The sequence below is a fragment of the Paenibacillus sp. FSL H3-0310 genome (assembly GCF_038002785.1).
In the GTDB taxonomy this organism is placed as follows: Bacteria; Bacillota; Bacilli; order Paenibacillales; family Paenibacillaceae; genus Paenibacillus_AQ; species Paenibacillus_AQ odorifer.
Genome location: NZ_JBBODC010000001.1, coordinates 307,135 through 327,301 on the forward strand (window position 1 = coordinate 307,135; position 20,167 = coordinate 327,301).

At 42.7% G+C, this 20,167-nt stretch carries 19 protein-coding genes; 14 read left to right on the forward strand and 5 right to left on the reverse strand.

Features of this window, described 5'->3' with window-relative positions; all coding sequences use genetic code 11:
• Positions 1–85 precede the first annotated feature (85 nt).
• The 12 genes from MHH63_RS01615 to MHH63_RS01670 all read left to right on the forward strand — a co-directional run bounded on the left by MHH63_RS01615 (position 86) and on the right by MHH63_RS01670 (position 14,956).
• Positions 86–2,440 (forward strand): ABC transporter permease, encoded by a 2,355-nt coding sequence (locus MHH63_RS01615; RefSeq protein ID WP_341171145.1) that lies wholly within the window; start codon positions 86–88, stop codon positions 2,438–2,440.
• 22 nt (positions 2,441–2,462) lie between these two features.
• Complete coding sequence (locus tag MHH63_RS01620; protein ID WP_341171146.1) at positions 2,463–4,976, forward strand: ABC transporter permease; 2,514 nt, start codon at positions 2,463–2,465, stop codon at positions 4,974–4,976.
• Positions 4,977–5,245: 269 nt separating this feature from the next.
• Complete coding sequence (locus MHH63_RS01625; protein ID WP_076130307.1) at positions 5,246–5,551, forward strand: LiaF transmembrane domain-containing protein; 306 nt, start codon at positions 5,246–5,248, stop codon at positions 5,549–5,551.
• 44 nt (positions 5,552–5,595) lie between these two features.
• Positions 5,596–6,273 carry a PspA/IM30 family protein gene (locus MHH63_RS01630; RefSeq protein ID WP_341171147.1) on the forward strand — a complete coding sequence of 226 codons (678 nt, stop codon included), beginning with the start codon at positions 5,596–5,598 and terminating at the stop codon, positions 6,271–6,273.
• 4 nt (positions 6,274–6,277) lie between these two features.
• The gene (locus MHH63_RS01635) at positions 6,278–6,745 is read left to right on the forward strand and encodes a PspC domain-containing protein (protein WP_076184838.1); all 468 of its coding nucleotides are present in this window, start codon (positions 6,278–6,280) and stop codon (positions 6,743–6,745) included.
• A 3-nt stretch (positions 6,746–6,748) separates the two neighbouring features.
• Positions 6,749–7,453, forward strand: a complete 705-nt coding sequence (locus MHH63_RS01640; RefSeq protein WP_036685540.1) for a PspA/IM30 family protein — start codon at positions 6,749–6,751, stop codon at positions 7,451–7,453.
• 197 nt (positions 7,454–7,650) lie between these two features.
• A complete protein-coding gene (gene liaF / locus MHH63_RS01645; protein WP_036685537.1) occupies positions 7,651–8,298 on the forward strand; it encodes a cell wall-active antibiotics response protein LiaF in 648 nt (215 codons plus the stop codon).
• A gap of 31 nt (positions 8,299–8,329) precedes the next feature.
• Positions 8,330–9,364, forward strand: a complete 1,035-nt coding sequence (locus MHH63_RS01650; protein WP_076130326.1) for a sensor histidine kinase — start codon at positions 8,330–8,332, stop codon at positions 9,362–9,364.
• 18 nt (positions 9,365–9,382) lie between these two features.
• A complete protein-coding gene (locus MHH63_RS01655; protein WP_036685532.1) occupies positions 9,383–10,036 on the forward strand; it encodes a response regulator in 654 nt (217 codons plus the stop codon).
• A 193-nt stretch (positions 10,037–10,229) separates the two neighbouring features.
• Entirely contained in the window at positions 10,230–11,045 is an 816-nt protein-coding gene (locus MHH63_RS01660; protein WP_339281416.1) for a YwmB family TATA-box binding protein, read from the forward strand.
• A gap of 205 nt (positions 11,046–11,250) precedes the next feature.
• Positions 11,251–12,801, forward strand: coding sequence for a glucose-6-phosphate dehydrogenase (gene zwf / locus MHH63_RS01665; protein WP_036685526.1), 1,551 nt, complete (start codon positions 11,251–11,253; stop codon positions 12,799–12,801).
• A 556-nt stretch (positions 12,802–13,357) separates the two neighbouring features.
• Positions 13,358–14,956: a peptide chain release factor 3 gene (locus tag MHH63_RS01670; protein WP_076184819.1), complete on the forward strand. Its 1,599-nt coding sequence runs from the start codon at positions 13,358–13,360 to the stop codon at positions 14,954–14,956.
• 100 nt (positions 14,957–15,056) lie between these two features.
• Here MHH63_RS01670 and MHH63_RS01675 read toward each other — a convergent pair whose 3' ends face one another.
• The gene (locus tag MHH63_RS01675) at positions 15,057–15,293 is read right to left on the reverse strand and encodes a small acid-soluble spore protein SspI (protein WP_076130310.1); all 237 of its coding nucleotides are present in this window, start codon (positions 15,291–15,293) and stop codon (positions 15,057–15,059) included.
• 234 nt (positions 15,294–15,527) lie between these two features.
• On the opposite strand from MHH63_RS01675, the gene MHH63_RS01680 reads away from it, so the two are divergent.
• Together MHH63_RS01680 and MHH63_RS01685 are read left to right on the forward strand one after the other, a co-directional pair.
• Positions 15,528–16,187, forward strand: a complete 660-nt coding sequence (locus tag MHH63_RS01680; protein ID WP_036685517.1) for a potassium channel family protein — start codon at positions 15,528–15,530, stop codon at positions 16,185–16,187.
• Between the two features lie 41 nt (positions 16,188–16,228).
• The gene (locus MHH63_RS01685; protein WP_341171148.1) at positions 16,229–17,014 is read left to right on the forward strand and encodes a TrmH family RNA methyltransferase; all 786 of its coding nucleotides are present in this window, start codon (positions 16,229–16,231) and stop codon (positions 17,012–17,014) included.
• Positions 17,015–17,233: 219 nt separating this feature from the next.
• Here the strand turns inward: MHH63_RS01685 and MHH63_RS01690 are convergent, their stop codons facing one another.
• The 4 genes from MHH63_RS01690 to MHH63_RS01705 are packed head-to-tail and all read right to left on the reverse strand — an operon-like array spanning position 17,234 to position 20,160.
• On the reverse strand, positions 17,234–17,788 hold the full coding sequence (locus MHH63_RS01690; protein WP_081383349.1) for a class I SAM-dependent methyltransferase: 555 nt from the start codon (positions 17,786–17,788) through the stop codon (positions 17,234–17,236).
• 6 nt (positions 17,789–17,794) lie between these two features.
• Positions 17,795–18,829 (reverse strand): sensor histidine kinase, encoded by a 1,035-nt coding sequence (locus MHH63_RS01695; RefSeq protein ID WP_143761924.1) that lies wholly within the window; start codon positions 18,827–18,829, stop codon positions 17,795–17,797.
• Between the two features lie 55 nt (positions 18,830–18,884).
• Entirely contained in the window at positions 18,885–19,565 is a 681-nt protein-coding gene (locus MHH63_RS01700) for a response regulator transcription factor (protein WP_341171149.1), read from the reverse strand.
• 31 nt (positions 19,566–19,596) lie between these two features.
• Entirely contained in the window at positions 19,597–20,160 is a 564-nt protein-coding gene (locus MHH63_RS01705; protein ID WP_076144587.1) for a class I SAM-dependent methyltransferase, read from the reverse strand.
• Between the last annotated feature and the right edge of the window lie 7 nt (positions 20,161–20,167).

The following is a 20,167-nucleotide window of genomic DNA, read 5'->3' on the forward strand; positions in this document are numbered from 1 at the left end:
CAAAACCAGAAATATTATATTGGCATGCGCCATCATTCTTACGACCATTCTGATTACAGCAGCTTGCAGCACATTTTACAGTTACTTGAAATTATCTAAACATCAAGAAATGAAAGAAACCGGGACAAGTGCTAATGTTATTTTGAGTCGTCCAACACAGAATCAATTAGATTTATTAAGTAAATTTGATATTTTAAAGCCTGAAATGAATATTCAAACCAAAATGGGATCACTTGTCAATAATAAGGGACAGGCTGGGATTGATATACAGATGATCAGTTCTACAAATTGGGAGGAATATAGCGGATCACTTGTAGATAATATGCAGGGTACCTATCCTGCTAAAGGCAATGAAATCATGATGTCAACATGGCTGTTGAATAGGTTGGGATACTCAAAGCCGCAGACTGGAATGGAGGTTTCATTGTCTGTTGCTATCAGTGATATTTCAAAAAACGGCGACGCAGAGGTTCAGAGCCTTCCCTTTACTCTGTCTGGATTCTATGAGGACACGGCAAATATCAATTCTGAAAACAATCGAATTGTCTTTTTTTCAGAAACATTTTTAAGAGAACATCCGCAGGAAGTGCCGAATCTTGTAGGGTTATTATTTAAAGATACCAGACATTATCACGATAAAATCGAGCAGATTCGAGCCTCCATTGATTTGGATGGAAATCAGCAGTTGATTCCTTCATATGACGGTAAATTGAATATGAATGTCAAGGATTCACTGGTTGCAGTAATAATGGTTTTGTTTTTTATGTTTGATGGATACCTTATTATTTTCAACGTTGCGTATATCTCTATTACTCGAGACGTACGATTTTATGGGCTGCTGAAAATGCTGGGAATGACTAGTGCGCAAATCAAGCAAATTGTCTATTACAGTGTTGCTAAAGTAGCCTTTTTTGCCCTGCCTGTGGGGATGCTGTTGGGATGGGGGCTTTCATTTTACGTAGTGCCGCTTGCCTTATCTTCGTATGAGGGTTTCTCATCCATAGATAGGCAAGTCAACTTATGGGTGTTGCTCTTGGCCCTATTTTTCTCAGCGTTAACTCTATTTTTAAGCTATAGAGCACCTGCAAAGAAGGCAGGGAGAATTTCTCCGATTGAAGCGTCGAAACATACTGATACACAATCCGGAAAACAAAAATCAAGAGGTAGACATGGCGCGAAAATACCGTATATGTCGTTAAAAAATATACTCCGTAGTAAAAAAAGATTGCTTTTTGTTGTGTTAACGCTCTTCTTAGGCAGCACTGCACTTGTGGTGCTTTCCACATTTCTAAAATCCTTCAGTGCGGAGGAATACATCAATGCAGAGGTTAAATACGACATTGCTATGTATAACCAAATGACCAGAGCCAGTTTTAATCCAATAGAGGAGCAGCACTTTACTCCTGAGTTGTTGTCGCAAATTTCCGCAGTAAACGGGATCCGTGAACTCGAACGAACGACGGTAGTATCTATTTTCCAGCATTATTCAGATAGTACTCATGGTGAGTGGCTGCGAAATTACAATGAATTTCGTGCAGGTGTGAATGAGGAACTCAGAGATAAAAAACATTATGAGGAAGATCCTAAAACTAACTTTTGGGGTTTATTGATCGGCATTGATGATAAAAAACTGGAGGAGTATAACCGTACTGCTAAGAACCCGATTAATTTAAGCGACTTTTCCAAAGGGAAGATAGCATTGGTAACTGATATTAATGGGAATGGCATTCCAATAGGTGTACAGATACCCTTTACGGTAATTGACAACAACAAGAGCTATAAGGTGAAAATTGGCGGTCAAATGACGTTTGAACGTGATGCTATGAATAGTGGTGCTGCTCCATGGCTAATTGTGTCAAATAATGTTATCAACAAATATCATTCTGATGCTGTGATTTACTCTATTAAGATTAATGCGCAAAAAGGAAAAGAACAGGATGTGTTGAATGAGGTCAAACTCCTTACAAGCGGAGACAGCAGCATTTCACGCACCTCAAAAATTGAACAGGCAAAAGCGTTTGCTGACTTAAAGCAGTCTTTTTCCAATCTTTCTATTGTTATCATTATCATTTTAAGCAGCATCGGTGTTTTGAATTTTATTAACACTATATTAGTAAGCATTGTATCCAGAAAACAGGAGTTTGCTGTTCTAGCATCTATTGGCGCGACGAAGAAGCAGATTAAATGGCTGATCACCTTTGAAGGAATCTGGTTTGCTCTAATTGCTTTTGTTCTTACATTAATAGTGGGTAGTGGCATTAGTTATCTGGTCTTTAATATATTGCATGAATATATAGGCTATGGAGTGTTTAGATATCCGGTCACCTCTTTAATCATATATTCGGGGGTTGTTTTGTTGATCTGTTCAATAATTCCTGGTTTGTTGTACAAATCTATTTCCCGTTCAAGTGTTATTGAACAGCTAAGACAAGCAGAATAATAATGCAAGGGAGGTGGGAACTTTGAAACACAATAGTGGAAAAACTATGAAAAAGTTGGCAAAGCGCTCTCTTAAATCTAGCAAAAATTATTTTGCTATTCTGGCAATAGCCTTGGCTGCGATTATGTTCACCAGTGTATTTACTATTGCAGGGAGTTTGTTAGAGTCAATGAAAGACAACAAGATGAGAATCGCGGGGAGCAATGCTCATGGTGGATTTCATCAAATGTCTATGCCTGAGTATAAAAGAGTCTCTTCAGATTTAATGATTAAGGACATCTCCTATTCGGTTCTTATCGGTGATGCACAGGGGGCTGCCTTTTCTAAGCTACCTACAGAAGTGAGGTATGGTGAGGAAAAGTATGCAAAATGGGCGTATAGCTTACCACAGCTTGGAAACATGCCACAGCAAAAGAAAGACATAAGTGTAAGCACCTTGGTATTGGATGCGCTGGGTCTTCCCCATACATTAGGTCAATCTATTTCGTTAACCTTCAAAACAGATGAAAAAACAATAACAGATACCTTTACCGTTTGTGGAATTTGGGATGGAAATCCGCTCTCTTGGCGTCAAAATATTTGGCTTTCTCGTGAATATGCAGATTTAATAGCTCCTGTGGCAACTGAACCATGGAACAACCGTCCCAATGTGTACTCAGGCTATATCAACAGTCAATTTTGGTTTTCGAATACGTGGGATATTGAAACGAAATCTGAACAACTTGCCAGCAGAAGTGATTTTGATGGTCAAATAACTGTTAACGCTTCTTATGATATTCTAGGATCTGAACCTCAAAATATACTTCTAGGTTTCCTTGTAATCACAGTGATTTTCTTAGCTGGATATTTGTTAATCTACAATATATTCTATATTTCAATTGCACAAGAAATTAAATCTTATGGTTTATTAAAAGTCATTGGGACAACCTCAAAACAAATCAAAAGAATGGTTCGTTATAAGGCAATATATCTTGCTTGTATCGGTATTCCTTTTGGACTAGTGATAGGTTGGACGATCGGTCGTTTTCTTGTTCCGGCTATTATCGATATTTTTGGTGAAGATATGCGCGTCGTAACAAGTGTACACCCGCTTATTTTTGCTATTGCCGCTATATTCAGCCTCTGCACAGTGTTATTAAGTTGCTTAGGGCCAGCAAAGGTTGCATCAAGGGTTTCTCCAATAGAAGCTCTAAGTTATGTTGAAGGAAAACAGGCGGGAGAACTAAGAAGAAAAAAGAAAAAAGCTCAACCAATAACATCCGTTCGTCTAGCAATGGCTAATTTAAAGAGGAACCCCCGAAAAGTGATCATCGTCACGCTTTCTTTTACACTTAGTTTGGTTATTCTTAATAGTACTTATGGTCTTGTGCATTCTTTTGATTTTAATAAGTTCATTGAGTTTCAGTCTGTTTCGGACTTTACGGTTGCTGATACTTCTATCATAAATAATTCGCCTCCATTTGATACTTCCGGTGTAAGCAATGAGTTCATAAAACAAGTAGAGTCATTGGACGGGCTTGAAAATAGCGGTAATGTTTATGTACTCCCTTTAACACAAAATTTAAGTGATCAGGCAATGTCTGCGCTGAAAAGAGAAGTCGGATTGATGAATGAAAAGGACCAAGAGGAATTTCTGAGTTCTCAGGAAATGGTGAAACGGAGATCAATAGTGAATACATTTGGTTTCAGTGAGTGGCCGGCACAGATGATTCAAGTAAAGGTAGGAGCTTTGGATCAAAAACGCTGGGAGAACGGAGAGGGAATCTATGTTACTAACTGTAAGAAATTCCTAGATGGTACAAGCAGCATTTATCATCCGGGAGATAAAGTTAAAGTGAGTTTTGGAAACGGAAAGGAAAAGGAATATGAAGTGCTTGCCATTGTTGATTTTCCGGGAGCTATTCACTCAGTGGCATATTATGATATAGGATTAGAGTATTTGTTGCCTTCGGATGAACTGCTTGCCCATGCAGATTCTATGCTGCCAATGTATACAATCTTTAACGTAGATGATGAACATTTAACTCAGACAGAAAAATGGCTGGAGGACTATTGCTTACATACGGATACCGGATTGGATTTCTATTCGAAGAATACTTCTAGAGAAACCTTTCGTAGTTTAATCTTTATGTATGAGGTGGTAGGAGGTGCATTTTGTATTCTGCTAGGTGTTATTGGGATTCTGAATTTCATAAATTCCATGCAAACTTCTATTTTAACCAGAAAACGAGAAATTGCCATGCTGCAATCAATAGCCATGACGGATAAGCAGGTAAAAGAAATGCTTATCTTTGAGGGAGGCGGGTATGCCTTCCTAGGGCTGATGTTTTCGATTGTGCTAGGAAGCTTGGCAAATACTACCCTAGTACCCGCAATGGGAGCAGAACTTGATTATTTTACTTGGACTTTTACATTAACCCCTATTTTACTTAGTATAATCCCCTTTATGCTGATCTCTATTGTAGTACCCGTTTTGTGTTACCACAGCATATCTAAGAAGACTATTATTGAAAGATTACGGAGCGAGGTTTTTTGATAAAGAGCCGCATAGTTAACCCTAAAGGAAAGTTCAAAAGGGCATCACCTATATAGGGTGGTGTCCTTTTAATTTTTGATGGGTGCATTCCCATTTATATGTGCAAAGGTTGGTTATGACCTACAACTAGCCCAACAGTGGTCTGTAGTCGTACAGCTACCTCGACTAAGGTCCAGTACGAAAAACCGTCGTTGGTCTGTTTTGAAAGTCTGCGATTTACCCTAGAATAAGGCTATAAGGTTAAGGACAACGAAAGGCGGTGAGAAAAAATGCAAAGAAGACAAGGAAACGGATTAGCGGTTGTACTGATTGTGATTGGTGCGGTTATGCTGCTCGGCATTGCGCTTCCTCTGATCCACGGAATGTTCAGATTACTTTTCCCGGTATTGCTGGTTGTTCTCGGGTACTACGGGATTAAGAGCGGACGCAAGATTATCGGTTGGGTGCTGATGTTCATTGGTGTGATGTCCCTGATCGCGAAGCTTTCCTGGATCATTGGACCACTTCTAGGAGTGGCGTTGATCGTCTGGGGCGTATCAGCATTAAAGGGCAGAAGTAACAAGGGTACTTATTAAGAAGCAATGTACTTAAACAAGAAGCAGGGAGGGAGCAGGAGATCATGAGTGTTTTTCGTCGCATGAGGGATATTACTGTAGCTAATCTAAACGAACGTCTGGAGCAAAGCCAAGATCCCGTGAAACTAATTGATCAATTTCTACATTCAACCCGTGAGGAAATCAGTGAAGCTGAAAGGCTGTACCAGCAATATGCTTCCCACACGAAGCAATTGCAGCAGCAAGTGAACCAAGCAACTGCCATGAGAAACAAACGTGAAGAGCAGGCGTTGTTGGCACTTAAAGCAGGCGAGGATCATCTCGCGAAGCTGGCTTTACAAGAAAAGATCATTCACGAGGAAAAACTGGAGCAATATAGCGGGCTGCTAGAACAGAGCAAGCAATCCTTGTTTGAACTTGAAGCACAGCTGAATGAGCTGAAAATAGAGTATCAAACGGTGTACAGCAAACGTCAGTATTATTCGGCACGAATGGAGTCGCTGCGATTGCAGCAACGGATGAATCAAAGAGCCAATGCTTATGGCAATGGTGGTGATGTTCCCAAAATGTTCGGACGTCTGGAAGATCAGATGTCGGATTGGGAATTAGAAGCAAAGAGCTTGCGTGATTTGCGGCGCATGGGACAGGAATATGCGGTGCAAGCGGGTGAGACCGTAGCGACCGTACTCGAAAGAGAAATGGCTCGCCTAAAGGAGAAACTGAACAATGGTGGAAAGGAGTAGCGCTATGAGTCGATTGTATCGTTCAACAAGAGATAAAGTGATGACGGGTCTTGCAGGTGGATTATCTGAGACACTCGGTATTGATTCCACGTTATTCCGGATTCTATTACTGGTCAGCATTCCGTTTACAGGTGGTGCGGTGATTCCGGTATACTTCATTGCAGCAATGGTCATTCCTAAGGAACCGACGCATTATAATCCATTTGGACCAGGGCCTGGGGCACCGGGTGGCCCATTCGGCGGACCCTACTCAGGCAGACCGGAACATGGACACGGACCACAAGCTACTGGCGGATATGGACCTTATGGACGCCAGCCAAATTACAATCCTAATTTTGAGAAGAACAACGCTTATTCCGCACCGGACTCCGGTTTGGATGCGATGATGAAGGATATTGAGAAGAAGGCTTTGCAAAAAGAAGTAGAAGAACTCAAACAAAAACTGTCTAAATATGAGAAAGGGGAATTGTAAATCATGGGAGTATTTCAAAGAATTAAAGATATGACAAAAGCGTCGGTAAATGACTTGTTGGATAAGGTAGAGGACCCAATCGTAATGCTTAACCAATATCTGCGCGATATGGAGGCTGAAATTCACGAAGCAGAAGTAACAGTTGCTAAACAAATGGCTAACGAACGCCGTATGAAGCAACGTGTGGAAGAAGCAGCAAAAATGTCTGCACAACGTGGATCACAAGCTGAACTGGCACTGAAAAATGGCCAAGAAGAAGTAACTCGCAAGCTGTTGGAAGAAAAAATCTACTTTGACCAAAAGCAAGTGGAGTACAGTGATCTTCACGCACAAGCTGAAGTACACGCTAAGGAATTAGTGCAACAACTGCATGACATGAAGGATGAGTTCTACAAGCTGCGCAACAAACGTAACGAGCTTGTATCCCGTGCTCAAATGGCTAAAGCTAAAAAACAAATGTCGCAAATCAGCAGCGTACATTCCATTGAAAGTGGCAGTGCATCACTCGGATTCCACCGGATGGAAGAGAAAATTATGCAGCTTGAGGCTGAAGCAGATGTAATGCGTGCACCTTACAGCCCATCCGCTGCTTATAGCAAACCCGTTGATGTTGAGAAGCAACTGAAAGTGGATGAGCAATTGGCACTACTGAAAAACAAGCTGAATGATACACCCGCGGCTCCTTCTCTAAACAAAAAAGAACAATAAATCCTGTTCCTAAAACTTGGACGGATATGATATGCTGGACAAGAAGAAGCCATACGGTATGGATCTCCATACCGATATGGCTTTTATAGCGGCTAGCTATAATATTTAACGGTGATAATATTCCTCATCATAGTGACGGATATCTAACCGATAGTATAAAATGAGTTTTGCTTCGCAAAACTTTTAGGAGGTGCGAAATGGATAAACGAAACCGTTTGATTGCCATCGGACTGATTGCTGTTGGCTGCATGATGATTTTTGGTAGATGGCTCGGCTTTTTCTCCATTGTCGCGCTTCTGTTCCTGCTGCTGGGAGTCTACCGTACGACATCAGGCAAAGTAAAGCAGGGCTATAAACTGCTCGGGATAGGTGCTGTATTGCTTTTGCTGGACCATTTGGTGCTCGTGCTGGGGATTTGTTTAATCTCACTTGGGATGTTTTTTACCAAATCCAAAAGAGTACAGCGTAAGGAAGGGTTTATGCAGAAGCAGAACTTTTCATCCAGATTTGACTGGGACCGCTCACCTTGGGTGATGCACAGCCTTAGCTCTTGGCATGTACTGGGTGAGGCCGATGTGGATCTTTCATTAGCTATGGCGGATCATAAGGAAACGGTCATGCTGTTTCAAGGGATTTTTGGCGATATGGACATTAACCTGTCCGATGATTACGGCGTGGAAATTGAAGCTTTTGTGCTCTTTGGGTCCATTGAATTCGGCAACCAGCGAGATACAGGGATGTTGAACCGTCTGAATTGGAAATCAGCTAATTATGACAGCAGTGAATACAAAGTGAAATTTAGTGTTTCTTATTTAATGGGAGATCTAGATGTACGATTATCCTGAAAAGCTTGATAGAGAAGGGAGAGTCCCCCGCATGGAAAAAAAGAACAAAAACATGATATCACGTAGCATGGGTGAGGGGGCTCTGTTCTCTTTGGTCATGCTGCTTGTGATAATGTATGTCATGTATACATATGGCTATTTGAAGCCTTTTGAAAGCTGGAAGTTTGGCGTGCGGACAGCCGTCACCCTAATTCTTCTGCCAATGGGCTTTGGGATTGGTTATGGCTTTTATCAGAGCTTTCGTGTGAAGCGGCAGTTGGAACGTCTTAGGCAGACCCTCGTATTATGGGAAAAGGGAAATTTGACGCTGTCCATGCCGGATCTAGGTGATGATGAGCTGGGAAGGCTCGGAGAACAGCTTGGCCGGATTAGCGGCAAATGGGAGAATCAAGTGACGACGCTGCAGCGGTTATCCACGAATAACGCGAAGCTTGCGGAGCAGGCGCGGGTATCTGCTATTATGGAGGAACGGCAGCGGCTTGCGCGTGAACTGCACGACGCTGTTTCCCAGCAGCTATTTGCAATCTCCATGACTGCCACGGCGGTAGGCCGGACATTGGAGAAGGATTTCGATAAAGCCCAGCGGCAAATTGCGCTTATAGAAGAAATGTCTGCCGTAGCCCAATCGGAGATGAGGGCATTGCTGCTGCATTTGAGACCTGTTTATTTGGAAGGAAAGGGCCTCGAACAAGGTCTGCAGGAATTGATCAAGGAGCTTAAGATCAAGGTTCCAATCGAAATTGTATTTGAAATGGACCCTGATGTGCAGCTGTTAAAAGGGGTAGAGAATCACTTGTTCCGTATCGTCCAAGAGGCGATTTCTAATACACTTCGTCATGCGAAAGCAGAAAAAATGGAAATCCGGCTGCATAGACGGGGAGATACAGTTCGCTTGACGTTGCGTGATGATGGGATCGGCTTTGAGATGGACGACACCAAACAAGCTTCCTATGGTTTGTCGAACATGCAGGAGCGGATTAATGAAATCGGAGGCTCCATTCAGTTCATTACCGCTCCGGGTAAAGGGATGCGTATTGAGATTACCGTTCCGTTAGTCAATGAATAATAGGAGGAAAGAGTAACCATGGAGATGGAGGAAGCAATTAAAGTACTACTCGTAGATGATCATGAAATGGTACGGATCGGACTAGCAGCTGTTTTAGGTACCGAGGATGGAATTGAGGTCGTAGGTGAAGCTGGAAGTGGAGAAGAAGGCATTCGGCTGGCTCAGGAGTACAATCCCGATGTGGTCTTAATGGATCTCGTAATGGATGGGATGGATGGCATAGAAACGACTAAACAGCTGATGAAGCAGTACCCAGAGATCAAAGTTATTGTTCTTACAAGCTATTTGGACGATGAAAAGATGTATCCTGTTATTGAAGCGGGCGCCTTTAGTTACCTGCTGAAGACTTCGCGGGCTAGTGAAGTGGCGGATGCGATCCGCGCTGCGGCAAGAGGACAGTCCGTGCTTGAGTCACAGGTGGCCTCTAAAATGATGAACCGTTTTAGAAACAATGCAAAAGGAGAATCACCTGCTTATAAAGAGCTTACGGAGCGCGAGATGGAAGTATTACGTCTGTTGGCGCAAGGTAAATCCAATCAGGATATTGCCGATCAACTAATTATTGGAATCAAAACTGTGAAATTTCATGTGACGAATATTCTCGCGAAGCTGGGCGTGGAAGACCGGACCCAAGCAGCAATTTATGCATATAAAAATGGACTAGCTGAATAACAATAAAGGACTGAAGCCTCTGCTTCAGTCCTTTTTATTGTACAAGAAAGTGTGTTTTGGGGCTCCCGCAAAGTACTTGAGTACGCATCGAAGTATAAACCCTCACTTGGTGGGGATATTTCAGGTATAGAATCTCCTAATTCGAACATACTGTCTAGTAGATTGCTAGAGAGGTTCGAAGGGAGAATGACATATGCGGAAGATGAAGCTGAACAACGGAACAAAAAAAGGGACTTTTTTTATAATGATAATCGTGTGCTGTGCTGCGGCTCTGCAAGTTAATCTGCAAAGTGTTAAAGCGAATTCAACCGTTCTTGATGAGGGCGTTAACCAAGCTTCAACAGGAGCCGAACTGAATCATGCTCTTGTGAGTTTAATAGATCTCGGAAAAGAAACAACCGTTTCTGATTCACCGCTGCGTTTAGTGTTAAAGTGGCAGGGAGAAAGCAGCAATTACGCGGATCTGTCTGCCGAAGTTGCTAAGTTAAGCACAAGTCTCGGATTGAATGTACCGTCAGGTACTGAGGAAGATGGACATATGACGTATCGTACAGAAGCTGTAAAACCATATGAATCGCGGCTCTCCTTATTTTGGAGTGAGCTTAGCGAAGGTAACAGTTATGTGATTGTAACGTTAGAAGCGGCTGATCTGCAAAATGAAGCCAGCTTTCAAGCGGCTGCTCGTGAAGTAAGTATGATTCTTGAACAGAATAAAATTAAGGTGGAATGGAATGTATCCCTTCAAGGAAGCGCGCAAGAACAGGGAGCACCTGAAAAAGTTCTAGCACAGACGGAGTCATTGATGCATGACCGGTTTGAAGCTGTGACCGGAGGAGAAAGCTACAAGGATATCTCAACGGTTAGCCGTACGTATTCGATTCCTAATTTGAATCGTTCTGTGATGAGTGGAAATCAGTCAGTTTCTGCCCAAATCGCAGTGCATCATGAAGATCAGAAGGGGACAAACCGCGTAACTATAGGCTTTCCTTTAATAACCATCGAATATTGACAATTTTCTCTTATATAAGCGCAGATATAGTTAATAATAAGAAATATTAATTGAAATTTGCGAAATCCCGAGAGTATTTGTCAGGAATGTGATAGCATCCTTTTTAGGAATATGCTAAAATGACATAACGTCGTTATTCACCTTATGTTAGTACCGACGCTGAGCATGTCAATAAACTATATTACATACAGAAAGATGAGGAGCCATGGCTGAAAATCAAACCCTTGATGCACTGCACACACCCGGTGCTGTCTTTTTTATCTTTGGGGCAACCGGAGACTTAGCCCGGCGTAAGCTTTTCCCGGCGATTTACAGCTTGTACCGTGAAGGTAAGCTGGCACAAGATTTTGCGGTAATTGGCGTGGCGCGGCGCCCGCGTACTCAGGAAGAATTTAGAAGTGATGTGAAGGAATCCATCCTTGAATTCTGCCGTTACAAAGCGGGAGAAGAAAGCGAATGGAATGAGTTTGTTCAGCATTTCGAATACAAATCTCTGGACATTAACAATATTGATGGTTTCCGCGAGTTAAGAGCACAAACTGAAGTTCTTGAAGAGAAATTCAGTATTCCGGGCAATCGGATGTTCTATCTTGCGCTGGCGCCTGAATTGTTCGGCAGTGTCTCCTTCAATCTTAAAGCTGGCGGGATGCTGGATAGTACGGGTTGGAATCGCCTCGTAATTGAGAAGCCTTTTGGTTATAATCTGGAGTCGGCTGAACAGCTGAACGAACAGATTCGTCAGGTCTTCAAAGAAGAGGAAATTTACCGGATTGACCACTATCTTGGTAAAGAAATGGTACAGAATATCGAAGTGATTCGTTTTGCTAATGCTTTTTTCGAACCGCTCTGGAATAATAAACATATTGCCAATATTCAAATTACACTTGGCGAAACCGTAGGTGTAGAAGAACGCGGTGGTTACTATGACCATGCGGGAGCCTTACGGGACATGGGCCAGAATCATATACTGCAACTGCTGACTATGATTGCTATGGAACCACCAAGCCGTCTGCTCGCAGAAGATATTCGTGATGAGAAAGTGAAGGTACTTCGTTCCCTTCGTCCTTATGCGACATCTGATGAGGTGCGTGAGAATGTCGTAAGAGCACAATATATTCAAGGCTTACACCAAGGCAAAACCCTTCCTGCTTACCGTCAGGAAGATAAGGTTGACCCTGAGTCGAATACAGAGACGTATTTTGCTGCCCGTGTATTTGTAGATAACTTCCGCTGGGCTGGAGTTCCTTTCTACATCCGTACAGGTAAACGTCTCCCAGTGAAGACGACGGAAGTGGTAGTTGAGTTCAAAGGTATGCCAACCAACGTTTATTTGGGACAAAAGCATAAACTTGAGCCTAACCTCCTTGTAATCCGTGTGAACCCAATGGAAGGCATTTATGTAAAGATTAATGCCAAGAAACCGGGTTCAGAGTCTGAGATTCAACCGCTGGCTATGGACTTCTGTCAGAGCTGCCTGGTTGGAATCAATTCTCCTGAAGCATATGAGCGCTTGCTACATGATGCCGCACGCGGCGATTCCACTTATTTCACTCGTTGGGATGAGGTATCCTCGGCATGGTCATTCGTGGATCGTATTGCGAAAGCATGGAGCGAAGAGTCTAGCGACTTATCTTCTTATCCTGCCGGCTCTTGGGGTCCAGTGGAAGCAGATGAACTGCTTGCTAAAGAAGGTTTCCATTGGTGGCCTGTAAACGGCCAAGATGAAGATAATGTGGTTTGGCTGAAGAATAACTAAACCTTGAGTTAATGCTATCTCCCTGCAGAGGATGCAGGGAGATTTTTTGTAATGCTAAGATCTAAAAGATTGGACTTCAGACGGTGTTCGGGGGATCTGGGCACTGTTCTAATAACTGCACTTTGTACAATTAAAATCGCTTATCTCGTTGTGATTAGTCTTTTAGATGTATTTTCTGCAACTATAATCACCGGATAAGGCGGAAAAGCGTGCACAACTTATTTTTAATTGCATCAAATGCAACTAAAGGCTAATGAAAATGCTAATACTTCAAGTAAGTGTAGGAAATACATCTATTTTCTTGAGCGATGATATGTGGGGATCATAATCCAGACCATTTGGGAGATATTTTGCGGCACGCGCTTTTTAGTAGATAATGTCTGCCGGATTTTGATATACTTTAGAGGATGCTTTCACTTGAAGCGGACTGGAGCTAGACCTAAGAGCTATTCATTCAGAAATGAAGGGGTATGAACAATGAGCAGAGCACCGATTTGATGAACCCCAGTGTAATTGAAGCAGAAGCAGGAATTTTATATATGAAGGGATATGTGTAATGAACAAAGCAATAGATCAGAAGCTGCAAAAGGAAGTGGATAGACGCAGAACCTTTGCGATCATTTCCCACCCGGATGCGGGTAAAACAACTTTAACGGAGAAACTGCTGTTATTCGGTGGCGCGATCCGTCTGGCGGGAACGGTTAAGGCCCGTAAAGCGAATAAGCATGCGACGAGTGACTGGATGGAAATTGAGAAGCAGCGGGGGATTTCTGTAACGTCTTCCGTGATGCAGTTTGATTATTTGAATCATCGCGTGAACATTTTGGATACACCGGGTCACCAAGACTTCAGTGAGGACACCTACCGTACCCTAACTGCAGCGGATAGTGCGGTCATGCTTATTGACGTGGCAAAAGGTGTGGAAGCCCAAACCACCAAACTGTTTCAGGTATGTGCTAAACGGGGTATTCCGATCTTTACCTTTATTAACAAGCTGGACCGTGAAGGACGTAGCCCGTTTGATCTGATGGAAGAGCTGGAGCAGGTTCTTGGTATTCGTTCTGTGCCAATGAACTGGCCGATCGGTAGTGGACGTGAGCTATGCGGCGTATATGACCGGATGAAAAATCAGGTAGAGCTATTCCAAGGTGACGATCACTCCGTAATCAAGGTTCAAAAGGTTGACGGATACCGTGATCCAATCATTCGTGAAATGGCTGGAGAGTATCTGCATGATCAACTGTGTCAGGATCTGGAGCTGCTGGATGTAGCAGGCGATGCTTTTGACTATGAAAAAGTATTAAGTGGTGAACTAACACCTGTGTTCTTTGGCAGTGCGATCAACAATTTTGGCGTACAGACTTTCCTCGATAATTTCTTGGATCTGGCACCGAAGCCTGAACCACGCCGCAGTACTATAGGGGTAGTAGAACCAACGAATGAGAAATTCACTGGTTATGTGTTCAAAATTCAAGCGAACATGAACCCGGCTCACCGTGACCGGATTGCTTTCCTGCGTATTGTGTCCGGGAAATTCGAACGGGGTATGAGCGTGAAGCATGTACGTGCCGGTAAAGATATCAAGCTGGCGCAACCACAGCAATTTTTGGCGCAGGACCGCGATATCGTAGAGGAAGCTTATCCGGGAGATATCATCGGTCTGTTTGATCCAGGTATTTTTAGAATTGGTGATACCTTGAGCCAAGCAGGAGATATGGAATTCGATGAGCTGCCAACGTTCTCACCAGAGATTTTTGCTAAAGTGAGTATTAAAAATGCATTGAAATCGAAGCAGTTCCAGAAGGGTGTCGATCAGCTGACTGAAGAGGGCATGATCCAGGTGTTCCGCACGGTCAACTTTGACGATATTTTGCTTGGCGTAGTTGGACAACTGCAGTTTGAAGTGTTTGAGTACCGCATGAAGGGTGAATATGGTGTGGATGTTCAGTTGCAGAGAATGCCGTACCAGTTTGCACGTTGGATCGTAGATGAAACTAAGCCGGATGCGAGCAAATTCAGAATCAACTCAACGTTGGTGACGGATAAGAAGGGCAATTTTGTCGTGTTGTTCGAGAACGAATATGCTATGCGGACAGCGATGGATAAGAACCCGACAGCTAAATTCCTGGAAATGGCTCCAAAAGCATTACTATAATTAGGACGCTATAACTTTCTGAATGTAATAATAAAACCTCCGCCTCCATAGGTGAAGTTACACCATGGTGAGCGGAGGTTTTTGACTAGTTGCGGTCAGTTTACGATGTGATATCCCCAGGGGTAATAGTCTCCAGGTGATCATGTAGCATGGTAACCAACCTATCTTGCTTAGCGGGATCTAAATCCTTCCAGATCATTTCGAACACGGCGCCAAGTCCCGGGAGTGCTGCCTCCGGACCGTCCACAGAGCCTTCAATCATATGACGTAAATCCTCTTCAGATTGACCGTGCACTTTATGAATAATCGCCTGGCGCAAGTCAATGGTAACGGGCATAATGTACCTCCTTTTTTGAAAATATAGTGATATTGACCTCGTTATAATGTGCCCTGCAAAGGTGCTGGAAATTCAAGTTTTTGTCCAAATATAAGATAGTATAAGTTTGACACATATATATCATCCTTATATTCCTACGAGAAACGGTTGTCATCCATAAGGACGGCAATGACGTTTCTTCTTGGCTTATGCTATACTGTTTGAGATATAGAATGCTACGGGAGGTACATAGACATGGCCAAAAAACAATATGCCGTCATCGGTATGGGGCGTTTCGGATCTAGTGTTGCTAAGGCGCTCAGCGGCATGGGGTTTGATGTACTTGCGATTGATGCTGACGAGCAGCGAACACAGGAAATTTCAAGTATTGTAACTCATGCCGTATCTGCAGATTCCACGGATGAGGAGGCGCTGCGTGCCCTTGGTATTCGCAATTTTGATGTGGTGGTTGTAGCCATTGGCGAGGACATACAAGCTAGCATCCTGACAACACTTATCCTAAAAGACCTGGGTGTGCCTGCAATTCTGGCAAAAGCCAAAGGTGAACTGCACGGCAAAGTATTAAGCAAAATTGGTGCGGACAAGGTGATTTATCCTGAACGGGATATGGGAATGCGGGTTGCGCATCATCTTGCTTCGCCTAATATATTGGATTATATTGAGCTGTCGCCGGACTACAGTATTCTGGATATGAAGGTATCCGGACCGATGCTCGGAAAAAATCTACAGGAGCTCGACATCCGCGCAAGATTTGGCTGCAACGTAATGGCCATCCGCCAAGGTGAAGAAATGAACATCTCTCCCCGTGCAGAGGATCGCCTGATCGATGGCGATATCCTTGTTATTGTTGGGCATAAGGATAATTTGACGAAGCTGGAGATGGCGTATCAGTAGGAACAAAGAATAAATGGCAAGGCAGAAGAAAGGAAGACTTTATGGAAATCATGTCTCCGCAAAATACGCGGGTTAAAGAGTGGGCCGGGTTACAGGAGAAAAAGCATCGTGACAAGGCTCGTAAATATATCGTAGAGGGCGTTCATCTGGTTCAAGAAGCACTGCTGGCTGAAGCAGATGTGGAATGCCTTGCTTATGACCTCGACAAAGGAATGCCTGCTGAACTTAAGGGGCTGCTTCAGGCCGTTCAGGGAATGGAAGTGATTGGCGTTTCGGCGGCGATCATCTCAAAATGCAGCAGCACCAATACGCCGCAGCCGGTGTTCGCCATCGTGCGGAAGGAACAGCAGGCAGTAGAAGCTATCCTAGCGAAGAAGGATAGCCTTGTGGTTGTGCTGGACGGCGTGCAGGATCCGGGTAATGTCGGCACCATCATCCGCAGTGCGGATGCAGCGGGAGCAGACGGAGTGATCCTCGGACAAGGCTGTGCCGACCTCTATAATCCGAAGACCATCCGGTCCACGATGGGCTCGATGTTCCATCTTCCGGTGGTGGAGGGAGATTTAAGTGAGATTTTGCCACAGGCCCGGGAAAATGGGGCGCTGCTGGTGAGCACTTCGCTGCAGGGCGAAGAATCGTGCTATGAGCACAATTTCCACGGCAGCCAGTGGCTGCTGATTGGCAGCGAAGGAAAAGGCATCTCGCCGGAAACGGCGCGACTCGTGGACAAGAGTATCATCATCCCGATGGCAGGCTGCGCGGAATCGCTGAACGCCGCAATGGCGGCGACGATTTTGCTGTTTGAGGGCATGAGACAGCGGGGATAAATTGTCACCGTTTGTAACGTTGTGAGTTGTAATTCACTTAAGCACCGACTTTGAACGTAGTTTTCTCACACTAAATCCAGTCCTGATGATCAAGATAATCTTGATCATCAGGACTTTTTTATAATCCTGCAACAGTATTGGCTGCACATAAGCCTGGCCATTTCCATTCTCAATACTTATACATTCTTTAGAAATTACTGTTTTCCGAATATTCATGTGTCATTCTTTTTTACGACAAATATATACGAATGTTGGAGGGAAAGTGTAAGGCACAAATTCAATTTTCTCAATAAGTAGTTGTTTAGCCCATCTTTTTTTCATGTGCAGCGAGTGCTGATATGCAACTAAAATTCCGCCTGGTTTAAGTGACTTAACAATCTGATGTAGGATTTTGTCACGCATTTCAATTGAAAAATTAAAAAATGGTAATCCGCAAATTATGCAATCTAACTCACGGATGCCTTCTTGATTCAATTTCTTGAGTAAGTAGCTGGCGTTGGAATGGAAAATGCATTCCGGATAAATTGCTTTTAAGTGTTCTCTCATTTTTTTATTCCGCTCAAACAAAAGCACTTTTGTAGAATTCGTTAATTGTGATGTCATGAGATGTGTAATAGCACCTGTACCAGCTCCAAGTTCTGCAACGGCATTTACATTATGCCATTGTACAGACTGGACTATTTTATTGGCTAATAATTGCGAACTGGGTAGAATATTTCCTACCCGCTTTGGATCTTTGAGGAATCCTTGTAAGAAAAGTAAGTATTCAGACATAATCAATTAGCAATCCTCTCCGAAAGGCAATCTCAGTTGGAATGTGAAGACGTCATGAGTGTGTTTAAGCGTTAAAGTACCCTTGTGCAACTCAGCAATATTCCTAGCTATCGAAAGACCAAGTCCTGCCCCGGTTTGAATTCCCTGGCTTTTTCTTGAGTGGTCAACCTTATAAAATCGGTCAAATAGACGGTTTTCTTGATCCTGTGAGAGGGGAGTTCCTTTATTTTCAATCTCAATGGTACAGTGTTCAGAATCGGTTGTAATTCGTATGCTAATGCTTCCCGGGCTGATGGAATATTTTAAGGCGTTCATAAGTAGATTATCTATGGCTCTGGCTATTTTCTCACTGTCGATTAAGGTGATGATTGGACTCTTATCTATATCTTTTATAAGGTGGACATTGTTTTCTTGAGCGATCGGTTCGAATTCGAATAACAATTGATTCAAAAGCTGCGACAAATCGATTCTCTCCAGATTTAAACGGGAGTCCACCGAATTAAGTCGGGTATATTCAAACAAATCATCGAGGAGTTTCTTCAAATGAAGCGCCTTGTTATAGGTGTTTTGAATAAAACGTGTGTATTCTTTTTTATCTTGGTACGATTCTGTACGTAAAAGCTCAATATACCCGATAATACTTGTAAGAGGGGTACGTAAGTCGTGTGAAATCCCCGTGATCATCTCCATCTTGGATTTTTCTATTTCGCGTTCCTTGATGATCTGTTGCTCTAAGCGCTCTGCCATCCGGTTGATGTTCAAAGCCACCAGTCCTAGTTCATCTTGGCGCACAACATTTACCCGATAACTCAAATTACCTTCGGATATAATCTGAAGTCCTTGTTCCAGCGCAATTAAATCTTTGACGATTCGCCGGGTCAATGTAAAAAATGTAATAACGAAAATAATGAAAAACATCGGAGTAAGAAGGTAGGCAAGAAAATTGAACACCCAATCCAATTTTGTTGCATTTCCAAAATGAAAGAACAAGATGCTAAGTGAGGTATTTATCGCAATGGTAATTATGAAACTCAACACCATCCTGATTAAGATATTGGATTGAATGCGTTTATTTATTTGTAGATTTCGTATGATTTTAATCAACTTTGTAACCAACTCCCCAGACTGTCTTAATATACAGAGGTTCTCTTGGATTTTCTTCTAATTTTTCTCTTAAGTTACGAATATGAACCATTACGGTATTGTCAGAATATCCGTAAGGCTCTTTCCATACACTCTCGTAAATTTGCTCCGAACTATAAACTTGCCCAGGCCGGCTTGCAAGCAGGGTTAAAATCGCAAACTCTAGTGGAGTTAATGAAACTTCCATTCCATTTAACTTTACGGAATGTTTATTTTTATCTATGATCAGGTTTTTAATTATAAGCAGAGAGTTGAATTCTTCCTTTCCAATTAAGGACTGACGCCGTAACTGAGCTTTTACACGGGCCAGTAGTTCCAGTGGATTAAACGGTTTGATCATGTAATCATCTGCCCCGGTAGTTAGACCTGTGATTTTATCAATGTCCTCTTGCTTGGCTGAGAGCATAATAATTGGGATGTTTGATATTTCCCTAATTTTGAGACAGGCTGTGATACCGTCCATTTGAGGCATCATGACATCCAGGATAACTAATTGAATGGAAGTTGTTTGTATTGTACTCAATGCCTCTTGACCATCTGCAGCATCAAGCACTTGGTAACCTTCATTTCTTAAATAAACATGAATCACATCTCGAATTTCAGAATCATCATCTGCAACAAGAATTGTATTCAATGGACGCTGCCCCTCTTCTATATTTATTTTATTATGTTTCCCTTTTACGACAGACGTAGACGAAAGCGGGAGGGAAATTAAATGGCACATATTTTATTGTATCAATATTAAAATATTCGGAGAGTTGCTTCTTCATTTGAAGTGAATACTGAAAGGCAATAAATAATCCCTCAGGTTTAAGGGATTGGTAGATCTGTTCAACCAATGTATTTCTTAATTCGGGCTCAAAATTGAAAAAGGGCAGCCCACTAAAAATACAATCCAACTGATGAATATGTGAACTTTTAATTGTTTCTACTAAACTAGCAGCATTATGATAACAGGAAAAGTCCGGATAGCTTGTCTTCAGGTTATGCCTCATGGTTTTATCCATCTCAAATAGTAACACTTTCGTTGTACTAGTTACCTTAGTATTGATTACACGGGTGATTGCACCTGTACCTGATCCAAGTTCAGCGACTGCTTTAACTTCATGCCAAGGGGCTTGGTTAACCATGCTGTGTGCCAGAAACCGGGAACTCGGGGTAACACTGCCTACCTGTTTTGGATCATGAATAAAACTTCTTAAAAATAAGAGTTTTTCATTGAAGCTCATTCGGAAT